The sequence below is a fragment of the Streptomyces sporangiiformans genome (assembly GCF_005768555.2).
In the GTDB taxonomy this organism is placed as follows: domain Bacteria; phylum Actinomycetota; class Actinomycetes; order Streptomycetales; family Streptomycetaceae; genus Streptomyces; species Streptomyces sporangiiformans.
The window spans coordinates 12840-38463 of the sequence record NZ_VCHX02000049.1 but is presented as its reverse complement, the minus strand read 5'-3'; the positions used below and the strand labels follow the sequence as shown (position 1 = coordinate 38463).

The 25624-nt window shown below is 71.1% G+C and carries 14 protein-coding genes and 1 pseudogene; 6 read left to right on the top strand and 9 right to left on the bottom strand.

What is annotated here, in order from left to right; translation table 11 throughout:
- Window positions 1–10 precede the first annotated feature (10 nt).
- Complete coding sequence (locus tag FGD71_RS04655) at window positions 11–4882, top strand: hypothetical protein (RefSeq protein ID WP_119099092.1); 4872 nt, start codon at window positions 11–13, stop codon at window positions 4880–4882.
- Between the two features lie 36 nt (window positions 4883–4918).
- Here the strand turns inward: FGD71_RS04655 and FGD71_RS04650 are convergent, their stop codons facing one another.
- The 8 genes and pseudogenes from FGD71_RS04650 to FGD71_RS04615 form a co-directional block, all read right to left on the bottom strand.
- On the bottom strand, window positions 4919–6385 hold the full coding sequence (locus tag FGD71_RS04650) for an aldehyde dehydrogenase family protein (protein WP_119099091.1): 1467 nt from the start codon (window positions 6383–6385) through the stop codon (window positions 4919–4921).
- Window positions 6386–6688: 303 nt separating this feature from the next.
- Entirely contained in the window at window positions 6689–7651 is a 963-nt protein-coding gene (locus FGD71_RS04645; protein ID WP_162931025.1) for an ABC transporter substrate-binding protein, read from the bottom strand.
- A 146-nt stretch (window positions 7652–7797) separates the two neighbouring features.
- Window positions 7798–9921, bottom strand: coding sequence for an ABC transporter permease (locus tag FGD71_RS04640; RefSeq protein ID WP_119099090.1), 2124 nt, complete (start codon window positions 9919–9921; stop codon window positions 7798–7800).
- Window positions 9918–11009 carry a quaternary amine ABC transporter ATP-binding protein gene (locus tag FGD71_RS04635; RefSeq protein WP_119099089.1) on the bottom strand — a complete coding sequence of 364 codons (1092 nt, stop codon included), beginning with the start codon at window positions 11007–11009 and terminating at the stop codon, window positions 9918–9920. Before FGD71_RS04635 ends, FGD71_RS04640 begins: the two co-directional genes overlap by 4 nt.
- Complete coding sequence (locus FGD71_RS04630; protein ID WP_119099088.1) at window positions 11009–12553, bottom strand: GMC family oxidoreductase; 1545 nt, start codon at window positions 12551–12553, stop codon at window positions 11009–11011. The genes FGD71_RS04635 and FGD71_RS04630 overlap by 1 nt, the downstream gene beginning before the upstream one ends.
- A gap of 164 nt (window positions 12554–12717) precedes the next feature.
- Window positions 12718–13044, bottom strand: a pseudogene (locus FGD71_RS04625) (SRPBCC family protein); the annotation flags it as partial.
- Between the two features lie 47 nt (window positions 13045–13091).
- On the bottom strand, window positions 13092–14246 hold the full coding sequence (gene solA, locus FGD71_RS04620; protein WP_119099087.1) for an N-methyl-L-tryptophan oxidase: 1155 nt from the start codon (window positions 14244–14246) through the stop codon (window positions 13092–13094).
- A 467-nt stretch (window positions 14247–14713) separates the two neighbouring features.
- Window positions 14714–15268 carry a hypothetical protein gene (locus tag FGD71_RS04615; RefSeq protein WP_119099108.1) on the bottom strand — a complete coding sequence of 185 codons (555 nt, stop codon included), beginning with the start codon at window positions 15266–15268 and terminating at the stop codon, window positions 14714–14716.
- A 430-nt stretch (window positions 15269–15698) separates the two neighbouring features.
- Here FGD71_RS04615 and FGD71_RS04610 point away from each other — a divergent pair, with 430 nt between their 5' ends.
- The 5 genes from FGD71_RS04610 to FGD71_RS04590 all read left to right on the top strand — a co-directional run bounded on the left by FGD71_RS04610 (window position 15699) and on the right by FGD71_RS04590 (window position 23994).
- Window positions 15699–18668, top strand: a complete 2970-nt coding sequence (locus FGD71_RS04610) for a sensor histidine kinase (protein WP_119099086.1) — start codon at window positions 15699–15701, stop codon at window positions 18666–18668.
- Entirely contained in the window at window positions 18665–19099 is a 435-nt protein-coding gene (locus FGD71_RS04605) for a roadblock/LC7 domain-containing protein (RefSeq protein ID WP_119099085.1), read from the top strand. Before FGD71_RS04610 ends, FGD71_RS04605 begins: the two co-directional genes overlap by 4 nt.
- Window positions 19100–19108: 9 nt before the next feature.
- Window positions 19109–19504: a DUF742 domain-containing protein gene (locus tag FGD71_RS04600; RefSeq protein ID WP_119099084.1), complete on the top strand. Its 396-nt coding sequence runs from the start codon at window positions 19109–19111 to the stop codon at window positions 19502–19504.
- 250 nt (window positions 19505–19754) lie between these two features.
- Complete coding sequence (locus FGD71_RS04595) at window positions 19755–23408, top strand: hydantoinase B/oxoprolinase family protein (RefSeq protein ID WP_119099083.1); 3654 nt, start codon at window positions 19755–19757, stop codon at window positions 23406–23408.
- Entirely contained in the window at window positions 23389–23994 is a 606-nt protein-coding gene (locus FGD71_RS04590; protein ID WP_119099082.1) for a GTP-binding protein, read from the top strand. Before FGD71_RS04595 ends, FGD71_RS04590 begins: the two co-directional genes overlap by 20 nt.
- 108 nt (window positions 23995–24102) lie before the next feature.
- On the opposite strand, the gene glpK is transcribed toward FGD71_RS04590, so the two are convergent.
- Window positions 24103–25620 carry a glycerol kinase GlpK gene (gene glpK / locus FGD71_RS04585; protein ID WP_119099081.1) on the bottom strand — a complete coding sequence of 506 codons (1518 nt, stop codon included), beginning with the start codon at window positions 25618–25620 and terminating at the stop codon, window positions 24103–24105.
- Window positions 25621–25624 lie beyond the last annotated feature (4 nt).

The following is a 25624-nucleotide window of genomic DNA, read 5'->3' as shown; positions in this document are numbered from 1 at the left end:
GTCCGCCGCCATGTACGAGCTGTCCCGGGTCCGCCTCTACTCCATCGGGCCTGCCGGTGCGCGCTACGCCGACACCGTGCTGGACCTGCGGGGCGTCGGCGACCCCGTGCCCGCCCCCGCGCCCACCCAGGCGGAGTTCTTCGAGGAGGAGCCGGTCGGCCCGCCGCGCCGTCCCGCGCCCGCGGGCGTGCTCTTCCTGGAGAACGGCGGCGGCAAGTCCGTACTCCTCAAGCTGATCTTCTCGGTGATGCTGCCGGGACACCGGAACACGCTGGGCGGCGCCAGTTCCGGTGTGCTGCGGAAGTTCCTGCTCGCCGACGACTGCGGGCACGTGGCGCTGGAGTGGCAGCACACCCTGACCGGTGAGTGCGTCGTCGTCGGCAAGGTGAGTGAGTGGCGCGGGCGCCAAGTGTCCAACGACCCGCGGAAGTTCGCGGAAGCCTGGTACTCCTTCCGGCCCGGGCCGGGCCTGAGCCTGGACAACCTGCCGGTCGCCGAGGCCACCGCCGTACGGAGCTCCGTCGAGGGCGTGTCCGGTGCGCAGGGTCGGCGCCGCACGATGAAGGGCTTCCGGGACGCGATCACCGAGGCGGGCAAGGCGTACCCGCACCTCGCGGTGCACTGGGAGGACATCCACGACCGCTGGAACGAGCACCTCGGCGACCTCGGTCTCGACCCCGAACTCTTCCGCTACCAGCGGGAGATGAACGCCGACGAGGGCGAGGCGGCAGGACTTTTCGCGGTCAAGAAGGACTCCGACTTCACCGACCTGCTGCTGCGCGCGGTCACCGACACCCGGGACACCGACGGGCTCGCCGACCTGGTCGGCGGTTTCGGCAACAAGCTGGGGCGGCGGGCCGAGCTGATCGCCGAGCGGGACTTCACGGCCGGATCCGTGGATCTGCTCGGACGGATCGTCGACGCGGCCGGGACGCGTTCCCGCGCGCGGGACATCCACACCGCCGCCGAGCGGCGTACGCGCACGCTGGCCCGGCGGCTCTCCGCGCGCGCCGTGCGCGAGCGGGCCCGCGCCGCCGACCTCGCCCAGCAGGTCACCGGCGCCGCGCACACGGTCACCGAGGCCGACAGCGCCAGTTCCAGGAGTGCGCTGATCGCGGCCGAACTCGCCTACCGCCACGCCTCGTTGGCACTCGCCGGCGCCGAGAAGGCAGCGGCGGCGCAGAAGCGCGAGCTCGCCGACGCGCGCACGCTGCACTCCGCGTGGCAGGCCGCCGAGGCCGTGCTGCGCCACCGTGCCGCCGCCGACCGTTCCGCGCGGGTGGCCGCCGCGATCCGCGAGGCCGAGCGGGACGCCGCGCCCGCACTCGCCGCGCGCGCCAAGGCGGCCGTCGACCTCGTGCGTGCGCTGCACGGCGCGGCCGAAGGGGCCGAGACGGTCGCCAACGAGGAGGAGCAGCGGTCCGCCGCGCTCCAGGAGATCGGTGAGACCGCCCACCGCGACTCGACGGCCGCCGCCACCGAGGCGCAGCGCGCCCGCAGCGAGGCCGGCCATCTGCGGCAGCGGCTCAGCGAGGTCGAGCAGGAGACCGCCGAGGCGGTCCGGGCCGGCTGGCTCGACGACACCGCGCCCGACGCCGACCCCGCGCGCGCGGCCCTTGCGGCCAGCGACGCCGAGAAGACCGCCGTCGCCGCGTGGGACAGCGCCCGCGAAGCGTCCCACCGGGCGTCGGAGCAGGCCCGGGAGGCGGCCTCCGCCGAGTCCCGCGCCGAACTCACGGCGGCGCGCGCGGCAGACGCCGCCACGGCTGCCGAGCGCGCGTACGACGCGGAGCGGCGGACCGCCGAGTCACTGGCCCGTGAGGAGCGGCTGGCGGAGCTGCTCAGCCTGCCGGGTGCCCCCAACCCGGCTCGCGGTGGGGTGCCGATGCCCCGATCGGGAGGGGACGGCCGGGCTGGTGCCGCGGCGGCCCACGGCGGCGCGGCTGCCGCGCGGGGCGGGGCCGAGGCGGCGGGTGAAACCGGTGCCGCCCGGGACGCAGGCGCCGCTGACGGCCACAGCGCCGCCGCGCGTGAGGGTGCCGGCGCAGTCGTCCACGCCGACGCACGGCCGTCGGCCGAAGGTCCCCTCGCCGCCGAGGAGTTGGACCGTTACGCCGACGAGCTGCGGCAGTTGCTCGACGACGGGGTGGCTTCCGCCGAGCGGCAGCTCTTCGACCTGCGGACCGCCGCGGCCGATGACGCCAGGATCCTCGGCGCACTCGGTGACGGCGGGTTGCTGCCCCCCGGTCCGGACGTCCTGGCCACCGTGGAATACCTGGGCGAGCACGGCATCCCCGCGCTCCCCGGCTGGCGCTATCTCGCGCAGGCCGTCGACCCCGTCGACCACGCGCGCGTGCTGGCCGCGCGGCCGGAGCTGGTGGACGGCGTGATCATCACGGACCCGGACACACACGCGCGGGCCCGCGAAGCCCTCGCCGACGCCGCGCTCCTGCCCCGGTCCGCCGTGGCCGTCGGCACGGCCGCAGCGCTGCTCGCCCCGACCCCGGCGCCCGGAGCGGGCGAAGGGGGCGGTGATGTGTTCCTCGTACCGCCGAACCCGGCCATGCACGACGAGCACGCCGCCGACGAGGAGCGGCAGGCGCTGCGTACGCGCGCGACGGAACGGGACGAGGAGATCCGGGAATTGGCGGCCCGGCTGGCCAAGGACCGGGAGCTGGCGGCCCGGCTCGCGTCCTGGCGGACCGGGTGCCCGGCGGGACGGCTCGCCGAACTCGCCGCGGCCGCACACGAAGCGCGCGCGTTCGCCGAGGAGGCCGAGGCCGAGCTCGCCGACGCGCGTACCGCGCGGGCGGAGGTCGACGAGGCCGCGTCCGACGCGAGCCGCGTACGGGACGAGCGACAGGACGCCGCGCAGCGCGCCCGGCGCGCCGCCGACGCGCTCGCCGGACTCGCCTTCCGGCTGCGCGAACGCGCCGGCTGGCAGGTCAAACTGCGTGAACTCGCCGACGAGGCAACGGAATCGGAGGCCCGCGCCCAGTCCTGTCTGGAGCGGGCCCGGGCCGCCGACGAGGACCGGCGTGCCGCCCAGCGCGCAGCCGACGACGCCCGCCGAACGGCCCGCACGCTGCGCGCCGAGCGCGCGGAGATCGCGGGCGTCCCCGACGACGTATCGGGAGAGGGGCCGCCTCAGGGCGAAGGCGAGGGCGGCCACAAGGCCTCCGACGGGACGCACCCCAAGCCTTCGCTGCCTGCCCTCCGAGAGGCCTACCGCGCCGCCTCGCAGCTCTACGAGAAGGTCGGCGTCGGCGCCGATCTGCGCGCGGAGCAGGCGCGGGCCGAGGGCGACGAGAGCGCAGCGCTCGCCGAGCTGGACCGGCTCAGCAACAAGGTGCGCACGCGCGCGGCACAGCTCCTTCAGTCCCCGGACGGATCCGACGGGCCGTCCCGGCAGGCCGCGGCGGCCCGTGCCGAGGAACTCGTCCAGCTGCTCGAGACCCGTATGTCCACGGCGAGCGAACAGCTCGGGCGGCTGCGTGGCGAGGCCGAGCGGCACGCCCCCGAGGACGGTGAGGCGCACACCGAGCTGCCGGAGGAGCTGGTCCCGCGCGACGCCGAGCACGCACAGAGCCTGCTGCGCACGGCCACCGCCGAACTCGCCACCCGCACCGAGGCGTTGAGCCAGGCCCGGGCGGCCCACGCCGAGCTGCTCGACGCCCACCGCGCCGCCGAGGACGCGGCCGGCGGCTTCGACGAGACGGCTGCCCTGCTGCGGGACCTCCTGCGCGAGCACGCGCCGGACGACGAGCCGGAGGAGACCGAGCCCTACCCCGGCACGCTCGAAGAAGCCCGGCAGTCCGCCGCCGAGACCCGCCGCTCCCTGCGCGGCTGTGCCGCCGATCTCTCCGCCGCCGAGGCCGCCGTACGGGAGGCGAGCGACGTCCTCGTACGGCATGCCAACTCGACGCGCTACGAACAGGTCCGTACCCCGGCCCGGCAGCAGATCCGCGAGCTGCCCGCGTCCTCGCTGCCCGAGCACGCCCAGAAGTGGGCGGACGCCTTCGCACCCCGACTGCGTGTCCTCACCGACGAGTTGGAGCAGCTGGAGCGCAACCGGGACTCGATCGTGGACCGATTGAGGGGGCTCGTGGAGTCGGCGCTGGCGACGCTCAGGTCCGCCCAGCGGCTGTCACGTCTGCCCGAAGGACTCGGTGAGTGGTCCGGGCAGGAGTTTCTGCGCATCCGCTTCGAGGAGCCCGACCAGGCCACGCTCACCGAGCGGCTGGGCGAGGTCATCGACGACGCGACCCGCGCGGCCGTCAAGAAGAACTCCGACCTGCGCCGCGACGGGATGTCGCTGCTGCTGCGCGGGGTCAGCGCGGCCCTCGAACCGAAGGGCGTCGCCGTGGAGATCCTCAAGCCGGACGCCGTACTGCGCGCCGAGCGCGTCCCCGTCGGACAGATGGGCGACGTGTTCTCCGGCGGCCAGCTGCTCACCGCCGCCATCGCGCTGTACTGCACGATGGCCGCGCTCCGTTCGAACGACCGCGGCCGGGACAGGCACAGGCACGCGGGCACGCTGTTCCTCGACAACCCCATCGGCCGGGCCAACGCTACGTACCTGCTGGAACTGCAGAGGGCTGTGTCCGACGCGCTGGGCGTCCAACTCCTCTACACCACCGGCCTGTTCGACACGACCGCGCTCGCGGAGTTCCCGCTCGTCATCAGGCTCCGCAATGACGCCGACCTACGGGCGGGCCTGAAGTACATCAGCGTGGAGGAACACCTCCGGCCGGGACTGCCGCAGCAGGCCCCGGCCGGGGAGGGAGAGGCGGTGCACAGCGAGATCACGGCGACCCGGATGTTCAAACGCCCGGCCACGGCTGAACGCCCGGCCACGGCTGAGCGACCGGGCACGACCTGAGCGACCGGGCCGCGCCGCGCGACCGCGACGGGTGGATCACGAGAACCAGCCCTGAGGGGCCGGGTGGATGTTGCGCCAGATGTGCTTGGGCTCCTGGTACTCCGCCAGCCCCGTCGGACCGAGCTCGCGGCCGAAGCCGGACTGCTTGAAACCGCCCCACTCCGCCTGCGGGACGTAGGGGTGGTAGTCGTTGATCCAGACGGTGCCGATGCGCAGCCGGGACACCACGCGCTGCGCGCGCTCCTGGTCGGAGGTCCAGACGGCGCCGGCGAGGCCGTAGATCGTGTCGTTCGCGAGGCGGACCGCGTCGGCCTCGTCCGTGAACCGCTCCACCGTGAGGACCGGACCGAAGGACTCTTCCCGGACGACGGACATGCCTGCGTCGCATGCGTCGAGAACGGTGGGCAGGTAGAAGTAGCCGTCCGCCAGAGCCGGGTCGGTGGGGCGGGCGCCACCGCAGCGCAGTACCGCACCCTCCGCGAGCCCCGCCGCGACATACGCCTCGACCTTGGCGAGATGCTGCGCCGAGATCAGCGGACCGGTCTGGGCGTGGTCGTCGAACGGGCCGCCCAGACGGATCAGTTGGGCCCGGCGCACCACCTCGTCGACGAACCGGTCGTGAATCGAGTCCTCGACCAGCAGCCGGGCGCCCGCCGAGCAGACCTGCCCGGAGTGCAGGAACACGGCGGTGAGTGCCATGTCGACGGCGGTCTCGAAGTCGGCGTCGGCGAACACGATGTTGGGGTTCTTGCCGCCGAGTTCCAGGGCGACCTTCTTGACCGTGCCCGCGGCCGTCGCCATCAGACGCCGGCCGGTCTGGAGGCCGCCGGTGAACGAGACCAGGTCGACGTCGGGGTGCTCGGCCAGCGGGGCGCCGGCCTCGGGGCCAGGCCCCAGGATCAGGTTGGCGACCCCCGCGGGGAGTCCGGCCTCCGCGAGCAGCCGCATCAGGTGGATCGCGGTGTGCGGGGTGAGCTCGCTGGGCTTGAGGACGAAGGTGTTTCCGGCGGCCAGGGCCGGGGCGACCTTCCAGGCCGTCTGGAGGAGGGGGTAGTTCCAGGGGGTGATCAGGGCGCAGACGCCGACCGGTTCGTACACCACGCGGCTTTCGGCGCCCGGGTTGCCGGTGTCGACGGCGCGGTCGCTGACCTCCGCCGCAATGCGGCCGAAGTAGCGGAAGCAGGCGGCGATGTCGTCCATGTCGTACTCGCTCTCGACCACCCGCTTGCCGGTGTCGAGCGATTCGGCGCGGGCCAGCGTCGCCTTGTCGCGGACCAGGAGATCGGCGACGCGCAGCAGCAGTTCGCCGCGCTCGGCGGCCGGGGTGCCCGGCCAGGGCCCCTCGTCGAAGGCACGCCGGGCGGCGGCGATCGCCAAGGCCGTGTCCTTGCCTCCCGCCTCGTCGACCACAGCGACCGGACTGCCGTCGGCGGGGCAGCGGATCTCACGGGTTCGCTCGTCGAGAGCGGCGGTCCAGGCGCCGCCGATGAACAGGTCCGGCATGGTGACTCCTTCACTCGCGTCCGGGACCCGAGGGCTTGTCCGGCGGGAGAGGGTGGGACAGGCCCAGGGGGCGGGGGAGGGGGCCGACCGCGTGCCCCGCCGACCACCGGCCTCCGCCTCCGGCTCCGGAGCGAGCGGTCGGCGGGGGAAATCGGGGCGGCGGGCGCACGCGGTACGCCGTTGCTTCGCGCGGCCGCTCATGAGAGCGAGGCGCGCGTGGTCACGGCAGCAGGGCCTGGCTTACGGCACCAGTGCCGTGGGTCACGGCAGCAGGGCCTTGGGCTGTGGCAGCTGTGCCCTGGGCTACGGCAGCCACGCCTTGACGACGTCCGGGTTGGCGTCGACCCACTTCTTCGCGGCCGCGTCCGGGGACATCTTGTCCTGGGCGATCATCTTGGCGACCTCGTTCTGCTGCTCCGCGGTCCACTTGAAGTTCTTGAGGAACTCGGCGCCCTTACCGCCGTCCTTGGCGAAGTCGGCGTTGAGGTACTTCTGCAGCGGGGTGTTGGGGTAGGCGCAGGCGACCTTCTTCGGGTCGGCGTCGCAGCCCTCCTTGTACGCCGGCAGCTTCACCTCGACCATGTCCACCACGTTGTTGAGCCACTGCGGGGTCCACCAGTAGGTGAGGAAGGGCTTCTTGGCCTTGGCGTTCTGCTGGATCTGGGTGATCTGGGCGGCCTCGGAGCCCGCGTAGACCGTCTTGAGGTTCAGGTCCAGGTTCTTGATGATGGCGTCGTCGAAGGTGACGTAGTCCGGGGACCCTTCGAGCAGCTGGCCCTTGCCGCCGCTCTCCGAGGTCTTGAGCTGGTCGGCGTATTTGTCGAGGTTCTTGTAGTCGGTGACGTCGGGGTTCTTGTCGGCCCAGTACTTGGGGACGAACCAGCCGATGTGGCCGGTGACACCGAGATCGCCCGCCGCCACGACGGACTTCTTCTCCTCGACGTACTGCTTCTCCTGCTCGGGGTGGCCCCAGTCCTCCATGATGGCGTCGATGGTGCCCTTGCCCAGCGCGTCCCAGGCGATGACCTCGCCCATCTGCTTGGTGGTGACCTTGTAGTCGAGCTCGTTCTCCAACACGTACTTGGCGACGGCGACGTTGGCCTCCGCGCCCACCCACGAGGGCTTGGTGAGCGTGATCGTGTCGTTGCCGCCGGCGGAGGTGGACTTGCCGGTGTCGGCCGCGCCACAGCCGGCGACGACGGTCAGGCCGAGGCCTGCGGCGACGGCGAGGGCGGTACGGAATATGCGACGCTGTCTGGTCTGCACGATGAATTCTTCCTTAGCTTGCTCAAGAGCTTGCTCAAGCCCGGTTGCGGTTGCCTGCGGTCGGGCGTGCTTGCCTGTGCTGGATCAGTGGTGAACTTGCGTGTCCTGCAAGGGAGTCGACCGGCTCGGCCGACCCTGACTGGGGTCTAGCCGTCCTTCCTCCGCGCCGGGGCGGGCTGGGTCACCCGGTCCAGGACCAGACCGAGGCAGACGATCGCGGCGCCCGCCACCAGGCCGACCCCGAGGTCGCCGCGGGACAGGCCGAACACGACGTTGTAGCCGAGTGCCCCTCCGCCGACCAGGCCGCCGACGATGACGACGGCCAGCACCAGCACCACGCCCTGGTTGACGGCGAGCAGCAGCGCGGGCCTGGCCAACGGCAGCTGGACCTGGCGCAGTTGCTGCATACCGGTGGCGCCGAGCGAGCGGGCGGCCTCCAGTGCGGCCGGGTCGGTCTGCTTCAGGCCCTGGGTGGTGATGCGGACCACGGCGGGCAGGGCGTACATGACGGCCGCGGTGATCGCGGCGGCGCGTCCCACGCCGAACAGTGCGACGACGGGAATGAGGTACACGAACTGCGGCAGGGTCTGCAGGACGTCCAGCACCGGTCGCAGCGCGCGCTCGACCCAGGAGACGCGGGCGGCGAGGATGCCGATGACGACGCCCAGCACCAGGGTGAGCGCCACGGCGGCCAGGACCTGCGACAGCGTGTCCAGGGTGATCGACCAGACACCGAGCACACCGGTGGCCGCCAGGGCCGCGGCCGCGCCGAGCGCGGTGCGCCAGGTGCCGGCCAGCAGGGCGAGGCCCGCGACCAGCAGGAGCAGTGACCACCACGGGGCGCCCTGGAGGACGTCTCGGAGCGGGTTGAGCACCCAGGAGGTGAAGTTGGACGCCCAGACCTCGGTGCCGCCGAGGATTGGGACGCCGGCGTGGATGTGGTCGACCATCCAGGTCTGGAAGTCGTTGACAGGGCTCGAGACGTCGAAGGTCCACGCGTCGGGCCACATCGCCGCACCGGCGATCTTGCCCGCGACAAGGGCGGCCACGGTGCCGAGGGCGGTGGCCACGGTGCTCACGGTGACCGTGATCCACCGGATCCGACCGGCGTACAGCAGCCGGGAGCCGAGGCGCAGCGGACGTGCGCCGAGATACACCGGCAGACGCAGCACACGCGGGCCGTCGGCCGCGGGCGGCGCCCCGAGCTGCTCACCCGCGGCCTCGGTCGTGCGGTCCAGCCATACGGCGATCAGCACGATCGGTATGCCCGCGGCGAGCGCCGCACCGACGTCGACGGTGGACAGCGCGGAGTACACCTCGTCGCCGAGGCCGCCGGCGCCGATCACCGACGCGATGACGACCATGGACAGGGCCATCATGATCGTCTGGTTGAGGCCCAGCAGCAGTTCCTTGCGGGCCAGCGGCAGCCTGGCCGTGCGCAGCCGCTGCCAGCCGCTTGCCCCGAGCGAGGCCGACGCTTCCAGCACGGCCGGGTCGGCGCCCCGCAGACCCAGGGCGGTGAGCCGGGCCATGGGGGGTGCCGCGTAGATCACGGTGGCGAGCAGGGCGGCGGGTGAGCCGGTGCCGAAGATCAGCACGAAGGGGAGGAGGTACGCGAAGGCCGGGAGCACCTGCATGGTGTCCAGGACGGGGCGCAGGGCCCGGTCGACCCGGTCCGAGAGGCCGGCGGCGAGGCCGAGCAGGAAACCGACCAGCGCGGAGACGGCGACCGCGACGACCATGAGGGACAGCGTCACCATCGCCGGTTCCCACATGTTGAGCAGACCGCAGCCGGCGAGGGCACCGAGCGCGATGGCGGCGACCTTGAGCCCGGACCGGCCCGCTCCTCCGGCCCGCCAGGCGAGCAGTACGGCGGCGGCGGTGACACCGGTCCAGCCCAGGAAGTCCAGCAGCTGGTAGACGCCGTCGACGGCGTCAAGCGAGGTGTTGCTGATGTGCAGCAGGAAGTAGAGGAAGATCGGGCTGGTGTCGCGGTTGTCGACGATCCACTTGCTGAGGTCGTCGAGCGGCCCCGAGACGTCCACACCCAGCGCGCCGGGCCAGCTGCCACTGCCCCACAGCACGGCGGCGACGGGCACCAGCACCATCGCGAGGGCGGCGAGGCCGGTCAACCGGCGGCTCACGGGACGCATGACGGACAGCCGCGCCCTGACACCGGTCCAGCCACCGGCAGAGCCGGGACCGCCCGGCGGGGAATCGACCTTCTCCGGGTTGGGTCTGTCCGCCTTGGTGGGGGTCGTGGCGCTCATGCGGCCGCACCCGCCTTCGGCGATCTGTCGAGACCCGCCACCACGGCGAGCAGGGCCTCGTGGTCGACGACACCGAGCAGCTTGCCGTTGTCGACCACCCGCGCCGGAGCGCCGGAGCGGGCGACGGCCTCGATGGCGGTGGCGACCGTGCATACCGGAGTGACCTCGGGGCCGTCGCTCTCCGCCTCGTCGTCGCGCGCCGGACGCATGGCGGTGCGGGCGGTGATGACCTGCTCACGGGGTACGTCGCGGACGAAGTCCCGTACGTAGTCGTCGGCCGGGGCGGCGACGATGTCCTCCGGGGAGCCGCACTGCACGATCTTCCCGTCGCGCATGAGCGCGATCCGGTCGCCGAGCCTGAGCGCCTCGTTCAGATCGTGCGTGATGAAGATCATCGTGCGGCCCTCTTCGCGGTGCAGGCGGATGACCTCCTCCTGCATGTCGCGGCGGATCAGCGGGTCCAGGGCGCTGAACGGCTCGTCGAACAGCAGGACTTCGGGGTCGACGGCGAGCGCTCGGGCGAGTCCGACGCGCTGCTGCTGGCCGCCGGACAGCTGGGTGGGACGGCGGTGCTCCATGCCGTCGAGGCCGACCTTGGCGATCACCTTCATGGCCTGCGCACGGCGTTCGAGCCGGTCCACGCCCTGGATCTCCAGGCCGTAGGCGACGTTGTCGAGAACCGAGCGGTGCGGCAGCAGCCCGAAGTGCTGGAAGACCATGGCCGCCCGGTGCCGGCGCAGCTCACGCAGGCGGGCCTTGTCCATGGCGAGGACGTCCTCGCCGTCGATCTCCAGCGCGCCGGAGGTGGGTTCTATCAGCCGGGTCAGACAGCGCACGAGGGTGGATTTGCCCGAGCCGGACAGGCCCATGACGACGAAGACCTCGCCCTGCCGTACGTCGAAGGTCACATCGCGCACGGCGACCGTGCAGCCGGTGCGCCGACGCAGTTCGTCGGCCGACAGATCCGCCAGTTCGCCGTCGTCCGGTATGCGCCCGGCCTTGGGCCCGAAGACCTTCCACAGATTGCGTACGGAGAACACGGGAGCGGTGTCCTGCACCGGTTCCTCTTTCGTCATGGACGTGGACATCAGGCATCGTCTCCGGGGGTGGTTCGGGTGAGCAGATCGGCGCACTTCTCGCCGACCATGAAGACACCGATCATCGGGTTGACGGCAGGGATGGTCGGGAAGACGGAGGCGTCGGCGATCCGCAGACCGCTCAGCCCGCGCACCGTCAGATCGGGACCGACCACGGCGAGCGGGTCGTCGCCGGCTCCGATGCGGCAGGTTCCCGCGGGGTGGTAGACGGTGTGCGCCACCTTGCGGGCGTACTCGCCGAGTTCCTCGTCGCCGGTGAGTTCCGGCCCCGGGCACACCTCCCGCTTCAGCCAGGAGGCGAGCGGTTCCGTCCGGGCGATCTCGCGGGCGATGCGGATGCCGTCCACCAGGGTGCGTCCGTCGTAGTCGTCCTCGTCGGTGAAGTACCCGAAGTCGAGGGCGGGTTTGACGGCCGGGTCGGCGCTGGTGAGGTAAAGACGGCCGCGGCTCTTCGGCTTGGGGATGTTGGGGGTCATCGACACCCCGTACCGCGGCTTCTCGTAGCCGAGGCGCTCGGGGTTGTCGGTGAACGGCGTCTGGTAGAAGTGGAACATCAGGTCCGGGCCCTTGGCGGCCGGGTCCCGGCGCACGAACAGGCCCGCGTCGGAGTCCATCGCGGAGTTGTCGGGCAGAGGGCCGTGGGTCTCCCACACGATCACCGACTCCGGATGGTCGAGAAGGTTCTCGCCCACGCCGGGCAGATCGTGGACGACGGGGATGCCGAGCGCCTCCAGGTCCCGCTTGGGGCCGACGCCGGAGAGCATCAGCAGCCGCGGGGTGTCCACCGCGCCCGCGCAGACGATGACCTCGCGGGCCGCGGTGACGGTCGTCTCCGTACCGTCCTCGGCGCGGACGTGTACCCCCGTGGCCCGGCCGCCGGCCGTCTCCAGACGGAGCGCCCACGTCTCCAGCAGAAGATGGAGGTTGGGCCGGTCCAGGAAGGGATGCAGATACGCGACGGAGGCGGAGGACCGTTTGTTGGTCTCCGGGTGGTACGCGAGGTCGAAGAAGCCGACGCCTTCGTGGAAGGGCTCCTTGTTGAAGCCCTCGACGCGCGGCACACCCACGGCCTCCTGCGCGGCCTCGACGAAGTCGCGCGCGATCGCGTTTCGGTCCTTCTCGTCGACCGGGACGATGTTGTTCAGCAGCCGGTCGTAGTACGGGTCCATGGACGCCGCGTCCCAGCCCTCGGCGCCCGCCTCGGCCCACTCGTCCCAGTCGGACGGCAGCGGCTTGAAGCTGATCAGGGTGTTGTGCGACGAGCAGCCGCCGAGCACCCGTGCGCGACTGTGCCGGATATGGGAGTTCCCGCGGGGCTGCGGAGTCGTCGGGTAGTCGTAGTCCAGATCGCCGCCGAGCAGGCCCAGCCAGCGGCGCAGTGTCAGCACCTCCGGTCGGTCCACGTCGGACGGGCCGCCCTCGATGACGGCCACGCGGACCGACGGGTCCTCGGTGAGGCGGGAGGCGACGACAGAACCCGCGGTACCTCCGCCGACGACCACGTAGTCGTAGTCGTCTGTCTCCTGCTGGGCCATATTCGGTTTCTTGCTCCTTGTCGTGCGTGCCGGGAGGGTACCCGGCCCGATGAAGCCACCGGATGGTCGCGAGACGGGGGTGGGGCGCCTGCCCATGACTGCCCACGTCATTCATGAGCAGGGCACGCTGTGATGTGGTTCACAGCGGCACGGGATCATTCGCCTTATGTACGTTCTCCGCGTTGTCCGTGCTCTCCGCTCTCCGTGCTCATCGCGTTCTCCGGGACGCCCTCGGTGCCGTCCGCGGTGCTGAGCCGCTGTGCCAGCCAGTGGCGGAACGCGCTGATGTGGTGCTCGTTGGGAACCAGCACGCCGCCCGAGCGGTGGGCCCGCGAACTCATGGCGGGCTGAGTGCGCTCGCGGGCGTCGAAGTCCTGAACGCTAACACGGTGGAACAGTTCGACTGATTTGGACACATCAGCTCCGGATTCGACGACCTCGGGAGCGTACATCCAGTCGCACTCGACGACCGTGCGGTCCTCCGTCATCGGGCGGAGCGGGCCCGGAGAGAGCGGGGTCGTCCTCGCGTGGGTACTCCTCAGGCGGGCGCGGTGGCGAGGCGGCGGGGGTCGAACAGGTCGATCGGGTGATCGGTGGTGCCCGTCAGGGCGAGGTCGGCGACGATCTCGCCGACGACCGGCACGAACTTGAAGCCGTGCCCGGAGAACCCGCAGGCCACGGTCACGGAATCCGGGTGCGCGGGATGGCGCGCGATGACGAAGTGCTCGTCGGGCGTGCTGGAGTACATGCAGGTGGCGGCCTTGACGAAGGAGCCGGGCAGGGCGGGTATGCAGCGGGACATGTGGTCCGCCATGGCCTGGATCTCGTGCTCGTGGACCGTCCGGTCGATGGTCTCCGGAGTGCACTCGGTGCCGTTGCGGAAGAACGCGACCTTGGCGCCCAGCTCCGGGCCGTCGATGGCGGGGAAGCCGTAGATCTGGACGTCGTCGGCGTCCTCCCAGACGTAGATGGGGTGGTTCTCGGGCGCGAAGGGCTGGACGCCGCCGGTCGGCTGGAACCAGTACATGATCTGCCGCTCGATGGTGAACGGCACCCCGAGATCGGTGAGCAGCTGCGGCGCCCACGCGCCCGGGCAGATCACCAACTGGCCCGCGGTGTAGGTGTTGTCCGCCGTGTGGACGCGCACACCGTCCTTGCAGGGCTCCCATCGGGTCATCGGCTCGTCGAAGTGCAGCTCGGCGCCCTGCCGGGTGGCGAGCTGGAGATGGGCCGCGATCATGTTCTCGGGGCGGATCAGTCCGGCCTTCCGCTCGTAGAGCGCGACCTCGTCGTCGTGCGGGTTCAGGGTCGGGAAGCGGCGGCGGATCTCACGGGCGTCCAGCATCTCGTGGGGCAGGTCCCACTGCCTGGCCGAGCGCAGCGAGCCGGAGATGGTCAGCGAGTCGGGCGGGCCGATCATCACGCCGCCGCAGAGCGTCGCGATGTCCCGGCCGGTGGCCCGCTCCACCTCGTCGTACAGCTCGTACGCGCGCAGCAGCAGCGGTACGTAGGCCGGGTCCTCGAAGTAGGACTGCCGGGTGATCCGCGAACCGCCGTGACTGGAGCCGCGGTTGTGGACCGGCCCGAACTTCTCCAGGCCGAGCACGCGGGCGCCGCGCGCGGACAGATGGTGGGCGGTGGCGCTGCCCATGCCGCCCAGGCCGATCACTATGACGTCGTATGTGGGGGACATCGTGCTCTCCTCGGTCCTTGGTCGCTCGAGCGGGCTCTCCATAATTCCTTGAGCGAGACCTTGGCCGGGATCTTGACGGCCCCTCAACGGCGGTGCCTCCCCGCGCGCCGCGCCGTCCCGAGCCTCAAAAGGGCGCGCGCACGAGGACCGTGACCGTGGTCGGTGCCTCCCTCTCCGGCCGCTACTCACCGGGGTCCACACATCGGCCCCCGCCCCAACACCGCACGGCCGGCGGGCTTGGCGCTCGCGCTGCACGACGGGTGTGGTGTGCGACGAAGGGCGCCGGACGCGCGCGGCCTCCTCGCCCTGTACGAGCGCGAAGGCCGCTATGACTGCGGTGCTCTTTGTGGACCGCCCCCGCCGGTTCTCCTGCGCGCCAGACGCGAACTGGGGCGCGGGGCAAGCGCGGTGGCGGCAACGACGGCCCGGTGAGGTGGGGGCCGCACCCGGAAGTGCGGCACCGCCTCTCAGGAGTGCGACAACTGCCCCGCGCCGCCCTGCCGGCGTATCCGCTCCTTGGCCCGGTCCCTCGCCCGCTCCTGGCGCCGGGCCTTGCGCCGCTCGCGCCGCAGGGCCCGCGCCGTGCTGCTCGGCATGGACACCACGCCGTTGCGCTGGTTCCACACCTGGCGTGTGACCCATACGTCCAGCGCACCCCAGGTGGCCACCACTGTGCTCACCACGCTGCTCAGCACCATGGGAAACGCGAGCCAGGAACCGGCCAGCGTCGACAGGAAGGCCACCATCGCCTGGATCAGGGTGACGGCGATGATGATGACGGCCCGTACCGCGGATGTGCGCACCGGATCGGGCAGCCGCCGTCTGTCCGCGGGCTCCTCGACCCACAACGTCCTGTAGCGCGCCCGCTCTTGGCGCTCCTCCGCCGAATTGTCGCGATCCGGTGCCTGAGCCCGTTCGCCGCGCCGCTCCGTCACGGCTGTCGCGGCACCCGCGCCCGCTCTTGTCTCCGCTTGAGCGGGGGGACCCCCATCGGTCGTCTCACGCCGCTCCGCCGTGCCCATCAACTCGTCACTCCCCACCGCCCAGCAGCTTCGCTCCGGGTCTCACGCGACTCCGATTTCCCATTGGCTGCCCGGCTTGCGCCTTTTTATGCCACCTGAGTGCGGCATGTGGCGTCTGATGTGATCGCGCGTCCAACTCCCATACAGACAGACGATCCAAGTACCCCGAAGATTCCCGACGAACGCAAAATTCCGGCCAACTGACCAGGTCCTTGAACGGGTTGAAGCCCGGCGTTGTGTGCCGTACGCAGGGAGGCAATCTCCCGTAATGAACGGACAACTCCGGATGTCCCGTTCTCGACGCGGAGGGAACGCGGCCGGACTCCGTCCGGACGGGCCTTCGAGTTCCCTGTGCCTCAGTAGTAGGCTCACGCCGTTTGCTGACGCACGTGTGTGCCCCCGGCCGCCGGGGGCCGAGCTGGGGGAGGCCATGCGCTTTCGCGGGAAGTCCATCCGCCGGAAGATCGTGGCGCTACTCCTCGTGCCGCTGGTGTCCCTGACGGCGATCTGGGGCTTCGCCACCGTACTCACGGGCCGTGAGGCCAATCAGCTGTTCAACGTGACCTCCGTTGTGCAGAAGGTCGGTTACCCCACCGGGGACGTCGTCCGCGTCCTGCAGGACGAACGCCGTCAGACCCTCGTCTACCTCGCGGACCCACGTGCCTCCGACGCCCTCGCCGATCTGCGCCGCACCCGCACCGCCACCGACGAAGCCATGGCGGAGATCCGCAAGAACGCCAAGGACGGCGACCTGCGGGACGAGATGGGCCCGGAGCTGGGGGAGCGCCTCACCGCGGTCCTGGACGCCTTCGACGGCATCGACTCGCTGCGCCGGAGCGTCGAGGACGGAACGGTCAGCCGCACCCAGGCGCTCGACCTCTACAACCGGCTGGTCGACCCTTGCTACGCCTTCATGGGCAACCTCCACGTCCTCGACGAGGTGGAGCTGGACAAGCAGGGCCGTGCCCTCGTCAATGTGTCGCGTGCCCGCGAGTTGCTCGCCCGCGAGGACGCCCTGCTCGGCTCCGCCCTGGTCGCCGGCCGGATCACCCGCGAGGAGGCCCGCGACGTGGCCGACCTCGTCGCTCAGCGCACCGTCATGTACGACATCAACCTGCCGCTGCTGCCCTCCTCGGAGCGCGAACGCTTCGTGCGCTACTGGAAGAACGCGGACACCGCGCCGCTGCGCGTGGCGGAGCAGGCCGTCATCACCTCCACACCCGGCGGCTCCCCGAGCGGAGTGACCGCGAAAAGCTGGGACAGCGCGGCAGGCCATGTCCTCGACGGGCTGGGCAAGCTCGGCAACGAGGCGGACGACCGCTATCAGGACCGCGTCCAGCCCGTGGCGGTCGCCATCATCGTCAAGGCAGTCGTCGCCGGCGTGCTGGGCCTCGCCGCGCTGCTGATCTCGCTCTTCATGTCCGTACGCATCGGCCGCGGCCTCATCCGCGACCTTCGCGGGCTGCGTCTGGAGGCCCACGAGGCGTCCGGCGTACGGCTGCCCAGCGTCATGCGCCGCCTCTCCGCGGGCGAACAGGTCGACGTGGAGACCGAGGTGCCGCGCCTGGAGTACGACAAGAACGAGATCGGCGAGGTCGGCCAGGCCCTCAACACCCTTCAGCGCGCCGCGGTCGAGGCGGCCGTCAAACAGGCCGAACTGCGCGGTGGCGTCTCCGAGGTCTTCGTGAACCTCGCCCGCCGCAGCCAGGTACTGCTCCACAAGCAGCTCACCCTGCTCGACACCATGGAGCGCAGAACCGAGGACACGGACGAACTCGCCGACCTTTTCCGCCTCGACCACCTGACCACGCGCATGCGCCGCCACGCCGAGGGGCTGGTGATCCTCTCCGGAGCGGCCCCCTCCCGGCAGTGGCGCAAGCCCATCCAGCTGATGGACGTCGTCCGCGCCGCCGTCGCCGAGGTCGAGGACTACGAGCGCGTCGAGGTACGCCGACTGCCGCGTATGGCCGTCACCGGCCCGGCCGTCGCCGACCTCACCCACCTCGTGGCCGAGCTTCTGGAGAACGCCACGGTGTTCTCGCCTCCGCACACCGCCGTCCAGGTGGTCGGCGAGCGCGTCGCCAACGGGTTCACGCTGGAAATCCACGACCGCGGTCTGGGCATGGCCCCCGAGGCGCTTCTCGACGCCAACCTGCGGCTCGCCGAGACCCCGGAGTTCGAGCTGTCGGACACCGACCGACTCGGTCTCTTCGTGATCAGCCGCCTCGCCCAGCGGCAGAACGTACGCGTCTCCCTGCAGCCGTCCCCGTACGGCGGGACCACCGCCGTGGTCTTCATCCCCGACGCGCTGCTGACGGACGACGTGCCCGACACCAACGGCGTGGGCTTCCGCCTCGACCGCGCGCTTTCCGCGAAAAAGGACGACGAGAACCGTACGAACGCGCTCCCTCAAGCCTCCGATCAGCTCCCCGGGCTGCCGGCCTCCATCCTGGACGGGCCGGTCGAGCTGGAGGCTCCCGTCGACCTGGGTGCCCTCGGCGGCGCTTTCCCGGGCGCCCTCGGCGACGAGGACAGCGAACGCGGCGGCATCTTCCGCCCGCGCCGCTCCATCGCCGGAGTCCCGATACCGGGCGAGCAGCACCAGCAGGCGCCCGAGGCCCCCAGCGAACCGGCCCGCCCGGGCGACGGCGATCATCCGGGCGACCCCGTGCCGCTCCCGCGCCGCAGGACGCCCAAACTCGTGAGCTCGCACGGCCGCCCCGTGACCCAGACGAAGCCGCGGCGTGCGGAATCCTCCGAGCCCGTGGAAGCCGAGAAGCCGACGGAATCGGCCTCAGGGGCGCTCGAGGGGGTCGAACGGCCGGGCGTGCTCGAGGAGCTGCCGAAGCTGCCCAAGCGTTCGCGAGCGGCCCGACGGCTGCCGGCGCGCCGGGAAACGGCGGACTCGTCGGCGGCGCACCGCGGCGAGGCGGATGGCCGGCCCGACGGCGGCGCCGAACCGGCGAACCGTCGCGAGGAGCCCGGCAGGGCACCGCAGGACGGGACAGCCGAGTCCGGCGACGCCGCACGGCTTGACGCCGAACCGGCCGCCGGTGACGCCGCCCCGCTCCTCCCCAGCCGCACACCGCCCGGCGGCACCGCTGCGGGCGACAGCCGCCCCAGCATCCCGGCAGGAGAGGGCGGCACGGCCCCACTGCCCCGCCGCGTACGCCAGGCCAGCCTGGCGCCACAGTTGAGGGACGGCCCCGACCGGCGCACCGATCGCGACACAGCCGGCGCCGGGGACGGGAAGGAGCCCGAAGAGCGCGACGCCGACCAGGTGCGCAGCCGTATGGCCTCGCTGCAGCGAGGCTGGCAGCGCGGCCGCGAGGAGAACGCCGCGGGCGACGAGGCCCAGGACGGCACAGCACAAGGAACGACTAAGGGGGACGGTCGATGACCGCACCGAAGGCCGCCGGCCACACCGTCAAGGCATCCGGCGAACTCAACTGGCTCCTCGACGACCTGGTGGATCGCGTCGCCAGCATCCACAAGGCCGTCGTGCTCTCCGGCGACGGTCTCGCCACGGGGGTCTCCAAGGACCTGACGAGGGAGGACGGCGAACACCTCGCTGCCGTCGCCTCCGGATTCCACAGCCTCGCCAAGGGCGTCGGCCGCCACTTCGAGGCGGGCAGTGTCCGGCAGACGATCGTCGAGCTCGATGACGCCTTCCTGTTCGTCACGGCCGCCGGCGACGGCAGCTGCCTCGCCGTCCTCGCGGCCGCCGACTCGGATGTCGGGCAGGTCGCGTACGAGATGACGTTGCTGGTCAAGAGGGTCGGCGTGCATCTGGCCTCCGCTCCGCGCACCGATCTGCCCTCAGGCGGGTAGTGGGATGGCATGAGCGGAGACGGTCAGGGGATGTCCCACTGGTTCGACGACGAGGCCGGACCGGTGGTCCGTCCGTATGCCATGACGCGCGGCCGCACCACCAGCGCGGCCCAGCACCGCCTCGACCTGATCGCGGTTGTCGTGACGGAGCCGTACACCGACGACTCGGACGCGGACAACACGCTGTCCCCGGAGCACGTGGACATCGTCGAACTCTGCCGCGATGCCCCCCAGTCGGTCGCCGAACTCGCCGCCGAACTCAACCTCCCCATTGGGGTGGTACGTGTTCTCATAGGCGATCTCGTGGATGAGGAGATGGTCCATGTGAAGCGTCCGGTGCCCCCGGCCGAACTGCCGGACGAAAGCATTCTGCGCGACGTGATCAACGGCCTCCGGGCCCTGTGACCGGCTGGCCGAGCCGGACGATGGCCCCCCGACACGCTCCGCGGTCACGTATGCCGTACTGCCTGGTCGTAACCCCGTGCCGGGCAGTACCGCCCGTTCTGGGCGCCCTGGCCGGGGTCCGAGACTGCGCCGAGAAGCGGCGGCCGCCTTGATCGGCCGCCGAGGGGGCCGCCCCCGTTATGATCTGACCGATCGTCGACCGGCACCTCCGGCTGGAACGTCGGAGCAGCGCGACATCGGGGAGACAGACGTGACGGGCTGGCAGTTCTGGGTCGACCGCGGCGGCACCTTCACCGACGTCGTCGCGCAGCGGCCCGACGGCCTGCTGCTCACCCGCAAACTCCTCTCGGACAACCCGGCCAGGTACGCCGACGCCGCCGTGGCGGGCATCCGCGAACTCCTCACGGAAGCCGGCGAGGCCCTGCCCGGACAAGACAGCGGCCTGCCGGTGGAATCCGTCCGTATGGGCACCACCGTCGCGACCAACGCCCTCCTGGAGCGCACGGGCGAACGCACGCTTCTCGTCGTCACCCGCGGCTTTCGCGACGCGCTGCGCATCGCCTATCAGAATCGTCCACGGATCTTCGCCCGAGAGATCGATTTGCCCGAGTTGCTCTACGAGCGGGTCGTCGAGGTCGACGAGCGCATCGCCGCCGACGGCACCGTCCTGCGCGCCCCCGACCTCGACGCTCTCGCCGGGGCCCTCCAGGAGGCGTACGACGCCGGGATCCGCGCCGTCGCCGTCGTCTGCATGCACAGCCACCTGCATCCCGCCCATGAGCAGGCCATCGGTGACCTGGCCCGCCGCACCGGCTTCCCGCAGATCTCGCTCTCCAGTGAGGTCAGCCCGCTGATGAAGCTCGTCCCGCGCGGTGACACGGCCGTTGTCGACGCCTATCTGTCGCCAGTGCTGCGGCGCTATGTCCAGCATGTCGCGGACGAACTCCAGGGCGTGCGGCTGATGTTCATGCAGTCCAACGGTGGACTCGCCGAGGCCGGGCAGTTCCGTGGCAAGGACGCCATCCTGTCCGGGCCCGCGGGGGGCATCGTCGGCATGGCGCGCATGTCGCAGCTCGCGGGCTTCGACCGCGTCATCGGCTTCGACATGGGCGGCACGTCCACGGACGTCTCCCACTTCGCGGGCGAGTACGAACGTGTCTTCACCACGCAGATCGCCGGGGTGCGGCTGCGCGCACCCATGCTGGACATCCACACGGTGGCCGCGGGCGGCGGCTCCGTGCTCCACTTCGACGGCTCCCGCTACCGCGTAGGGCCGGACTCGGCGGGCGCGGACCCCGGGCCCGCCTGCTACCGGAATGGCGGCCCGCTCACCGTCACCGACGCCAATGTCGCCCTGGGCCGCATCCAACCCGCCCACTTCCCCAGGGTGTTCGGTCCGGACGGCGATCAACCTCTCGACGACGCCCTCGTCCGCGACCGCTTCGCCGCCCTCGCACGCGAGATCCGCGACAGGACCGGCGACGACCGTACGCCCGAGCAGGTCGCCGAGGGCTACCTCCAGATCGCCGTGGCCAACATCGCCAACGCCGTGAAGCGCATCTCCGTGCAGAAGGGGCACGACGTCACCCGGTACGCCCTGACCACGTTCGGCGGCGCGGGAGGGCAGCACGCGTGCATGGTCGCCGACTCGCTCGGTATCCGCACGGTCCTCGTACCGCCCATGGCCGGTGTGCTCTCCGCGCTCGGCATCGGACTCGCCGACACGACGGCCATGCGTGAGCAGTCCGTCGAGGCGCCCCTGAAGGCGTCCTCGATGGCCGCTGTCCTGAAGACCGCGGACGACCTGGAGGGCGCGGCCCGCGCCGAACTCCTCTCCGAGAGCGTCCCCGAGGAGCGCATCCAGGTCACCCGCCGGGCCCAGCTGCGCTATGACGGCACGGACACGGCACTCGTCGTCGAGCTGACCGAGCCCGACACCATGACCCGCACCTTCGAAGACCGCCATCGCGCCACCTACTCCTTCACCCTCGACCGTCCGGTCGTCGTCGAAGCCCTCTCCGTGGAAGCCACCGGTCTCACCGAACCCCCCGATCTCTCCGCCCTCGCCACCCCCGACACCACCCCCGGCGCCCCGGAGACGGTCAGCCTCCACACAGGTGGTGCCTGGCGTGACGTACGCCTGCACCGCCGCGAGGAGCTGCCCCGCGGGGAAACCGTCACCGGCCCCGCGATCATCACCGAGGCCAGTGCGACCACCGTCGTCGACGACGGCTGGCAGGCGGCCATGACCGACGACGGGCATCTGATCATGGAACGCGTGGCGGTCACGGAGAGTTCCGATCTGGGCACGGAAGCCGACCCCGTCCTCCTTGAGGTCTTCAACAACCTCTTCATGTCCATCGCCGAGCAGATGGGCGCCCGCCTGGAGTCCACCGCCCAGTCGGTCAACATCAAGGAGCGCCTGGACTTCTCCTGCGCGCTCTTCGACCCCGGAGGCAACCTGGTCGCCAACGCCCCGCACATCCCTGTGCACTTGGGGTCGATGGGCACCAGCGTCAAGGAGGTCATCCGCCGCCGCGGATCCGGGATGCGCCCCGGGGACGCGTACGCGGTCAACGACCCGTACCACGGCGGCACACACCTCCCCGATGTCACCGTGATCACCCCGGTCTTCGACACGGACGGTGACCGGATCCTCTTCTACGTGGCCTCACGCGGCCACCACGCCGAGATCGGCGGCATCGCCCCCGGCTCCATGCCCGCCAACAGCCGTGCCATCGAGGAGGAGGGCATCCTCTTCGACAACTGGCTGCTCGTGGAGGGCGGCCGCCTGCGCGAGGCGGAGACACTACGGCTCCTGACGGAGGCGCCCTACCCCTCGCGCAACCCGAAGACCAACCTCGCCGACCTGCGCGCCCAGATCGCCGCCAACCAGAAAGGCGTCGACGAGGTCGCCCGCATGATCGAGAACTTCGGCCTCGACGTCGTCCAGGCGTACATGAAGCACGTCCAGGACAATGCCGAGGAAGCCGTACGCCGCGTCATCGACGCCCTCGAAGACGGCGAGTTCAGCTACGAGACCGACTCCGGCGCGATCGTCCGCGTCCGCGTCCGCGTGGACCGCGACAAACGGTCCGCCGTCATCGACTTCACCGGTACGTCGCCGCAGCTCGACACCAACTTCAACGCACCCTTCTCGGTCGTCAACGCCGCCGTCCTGTATGTCTTCCGCACCTTGGTCGCCGACGAGATCCCGCTCAACGACGGCTGTCTGCGCCCCCTCGACATCGTCGTGCCGTCCGGCTCGATGCTCGCCCCCGAGCCCCCGGCCGCCGTCGTCGCCGGCAACGTCGAGACCTCCCAGGCGATCACCGGTGCCCTCTACGGAGCCCTCGGAGTGCAGGCCGAGGGCTCCGGCACCATGAACAACGTCACCTTCGGCAACGAGCGGTACCAGTACTACGAGACCGTGGCCTCAGGATCCGGGGCGGGCGACGGTTTCCCCGGCGCCTCCGTCGTCCAGACCCATATGACCAACTCGCGACTCACGGACCCCGAGGTCCTGGAGTGGCGACTGCCCGTCCGGCTCGACGAGTTCGCCGTACGACGCGGCAGCGGCGGCGCGGGACGGTGGCGCGGCGGGGACGGCGCCGTTCGCCGCATCCGGTTCCACGAGCCCATGACCGTCTCCACGCTCTCCCAGCACCGCAGGGTCCCGCCCTACGGCATGGCGGGCGGCGAACCCGGGGCACTGGGCGCCAACCGAGTGGAGCGCGCGGACGGCACGGTCACCGAACTCGGCGGAAGCGACGCCGCGGACGTCGGCCCCGGCGACGTTCTGGTCATCGAAACCCCCGGCGGCGGTGGATACGGTCCACCACCGCACGACACCAATGAAGCAACTGAAGCAGGAGAAAAAACCGATGATCTTCGGGCGTTCTGAACGCGGCAAGGCCCCCGTCGAGCCCGTCACGCTCAAGATCCTCGTGGCGGGCGGCTTCGGCGTGGGCAAGACGACGCTGGTGGGCGCGGTCAGTGAGATCAAGCCACTGCGCACCGAGGAACGGCTCACCGAGGCGGGCCGCCCCGTCGACGACACCAGCGGCGTGGAGGGCAAGCACACCACCACCGTCGCCATGGACTTCGGCCGTATCACCCTTCGCGAGGACCTTGTTCTGTACGTTTTCGGCACGCCCGGTCAGGACCGCTTCTGGTTCCTGTGGGACGAGCTCGCCACCGGCGCCCTGGGCGCCGTCGTACTCGCCGACACCCGCCGCCTGGAGGACTGCTTCCCCGCGGTCGACTACTTCGAGCGGCGCTCCATACCCTTCGTGGTGGGCGTCAACTGCTTCGAGGACGCCGCCCGTTACCCCGTCGAAGACGTCCGTCAGGCCCTCGACCTCGACCCCGAAGTGCCCCTCATGCTGTGTGACGCGCGCGAACGGGAGTCCGTCAAGGAAGTCCTCATCGGCGTCGTCAAGCACGCCATGGCCTACGCGACCGCCCGCCGCCAGACGGTCACCACCTGAAACGCCCGGCAGCCCCCGCCCGGCACGCGTACGGCCCGCACCCCCGCCGATCGGGGTACGGGCCGTGGTCCCGAGCCGCAGCTTACGAGAGCACTTTCCCGCGGAGCGCTACGCGCCGTCCTCCTGCCAGCCGAGGCTCTTCTCCACCGCCTTGTGCCAGTTGTGGTACTCACGGTCGCGAACCGACGCCTCCATGGACGGCGTCCACTCGACGTCCTTCTGCCAGTGCGACTTCAGCTCGTCGAGATCGTTCCACACGCCGGTCGCGAGGCCGGCCGCGTACGCGGCGCCCAGACAGGTCGTCTCGGAGACCTTCGGACGGATCACCGGCACATCGAGCACATCCGCCTGGTGCTGCATCAGGAGGTTGTTCTTGGTCATGCCGCCGTCCACCTTCAGGGTCGTGATCCGCACCCCGGAGTCCTGGAACATGGCGTCCACGACCTCACGCGTCTGCCAGCTCGTCGCCTCCAGTACCGCACGGGCGAGGTGGGCCTTTGTGACGTACCGCGTGAGACCGGTGACGACACCGCGCGCGTCGGAGCGCCAGTAGGGCGCGAACAGCCCCGAGAAGGCCGGCACGATGTACGCGCCGCCGTTGTCCTCCACGGTCGCCGCCAGCGTCTCGATCTCGTCGGCCGTACGGATGATGCCGAGCTGGTCACGGAACCACTGCACCAAGGCGCCCGTAATCGCGATCGACCCTTCGAGGCAGTACACGGGCGCCTCGGAGCCGATCTTGTAGCCCATGGTGGTGAGCAGCCCGCTCTTCGAAGCGACGGGCCGATTCCCGGTGTTGAGCAGCAGGAAGCTGCCCGTGCCGTAGGTGTTCTTGGCCGAGCCCACGTCGTAGCAGGCCTGACCGAACACCGCCGCGTGCTGGTCGCCGAGTGCGGAGGCGACCGGCACGCCGGCGAGCTGCCCCACGGCGGTCCCGTACACCTCGGACGAGGACTTGATCTCCGGTAGGACCGCTTCGGGAACGTTCATCGCGGCGAGGATCGAGGCGTCCCACTGGAGGGTCTCGAGGTTCATCAGCATGGTGCGCCCGGCGTTGGTCACATCGGTGATGTGCTGACCGCCGTCCGTGCCGCCGGTGAGGTTCCAGATCAGCCAGGAGTCGATCGTGCCGAAGGCGATCTCGCCGCGCTCGGCGCGGGCCCGCAGCCCGGGCACGTTGTCCAGCAGCCAGGCCGCCTTCGGACCGGAGAAGTAGCTCGCCAGCGGCAGGCCGGTCTGCTCACGGAAACGGTCCTGCCCGTCCGAGCCGCCGAGTTGGTTGCAGAGCGCGGAAGTACGGGTGTCCTGCCAGACGATCGCGTTGTGCACGGGCTTGCCGGTGGCGCGGTCCCACAGGACGGTCGTCTCCCGCTGATTGGTGATCCCCAGCGCGCTGACCTGGTCGGCGCGGAGCCCGGCTTTCGCGATCGCCCCCGCGACCACGGCCTGCACCTTCGACCAGATCTCGGTGGCGTCGTGCTCCACCCAGCCCGGCTTGGGAAAGATCTGGCGGTGCTCCCGCTGGTCGACGGCGACGATCGCACCGTCCTGATTGAAGATGATGCAGCGGCTCGAGGTGGTTCCTTGGTCGATTGCGGCGACGTATTTCTGGGCGTTGTCCGTCATGACG

Excerpts from the sequence above, each read along its gene's own strand:
- FGD71_RS04650 (WP_119099091.1), bottom strand. The coding sequence starts at position 6,385 with ATGCCGGACCTGTTCATCGGCGGCGCCTGGACCGCCGCTCTCGACGAG.
- FGD71_RS04605 (WP_119099085.1), top strand. The coding sequence starts at position 18,665 with ATGACCGCACCGAAGGCCGCCGGCCACACCGTCAAGGCATCCGGCGAA.
- FGD71_RS04590 (WP_119099082.1), top strand. The coding sequence starts at position 23,389 with ATGATCTTCGGGCGTTCTGAACGCGGCAAGGCCCCCGTCGAGCCCGTC.
- FGD71_RS04615 (WP_119099108.1), bottom strand. The coding sequence starts at position 15,268 with ATGGGCACGGCGGAGCGGCGTGAGACGACCGATGGGGGTCCCCCCGCT.
- FGD71_RS04655 (WP_119099092.1), top strand. The coding sequence starts at position 11 with ATGTACGAGCTGTCCCGGGTCCGCCTCTACTCCATCGGGCCTGCCGGT.
- FGD71_RS04630 (WP_119099088.1), bottom strand. The coding sequence starts at position 12,553 with ATGGCCCAGCAGGAGACAGACGACTACGACTACGTGGTCGTCGGCGGA.
- solA (WP_119099087.1), bottom strand. The coding sequence starts at position 14,246 with ATGTCCCCCACATACGACGTCATAGTGATCGGCCTGGGCGGCATGGGC.
- glpK (WP_119099081.1), bottom strand. The coding sequence starts at position 25,620 with ATGACGGACAACGCCCAGAAATACGTCGCCGCAATCGACCAAGGAACC.
- FGD71_RS04600 (WP_119099084.1), top strand. The coding sequence starts at position 19,109 with ATGAGCGGAGACGGTCAGGGGATGTCCCACTGGTTCGACGACGAGGCC.
- FGD71_RS04635 (WP_119099089.1), bottom strand. The coding sequence starts at position 11,009 with ATGTCCACGTCCATGACGAAAGAGGAACCGGTGCAGGACACCGCTCCC.
- FGD71_RS04610 (WP_119099086.1), top strand. The coding sequence starts at position 15,699 with ATGCGCTTTCGCGGGAAGTCCATCCGCCGGAAGATCGTGGCGCTACTC.
- FGD71_RS04640 (WP_119099090.1), bottom strand. The coding sequence starts at position 9,921 with ATGAGCGCCACGACCCCCACCAAGGCGGACAGACCCAACCCGGAGAAG.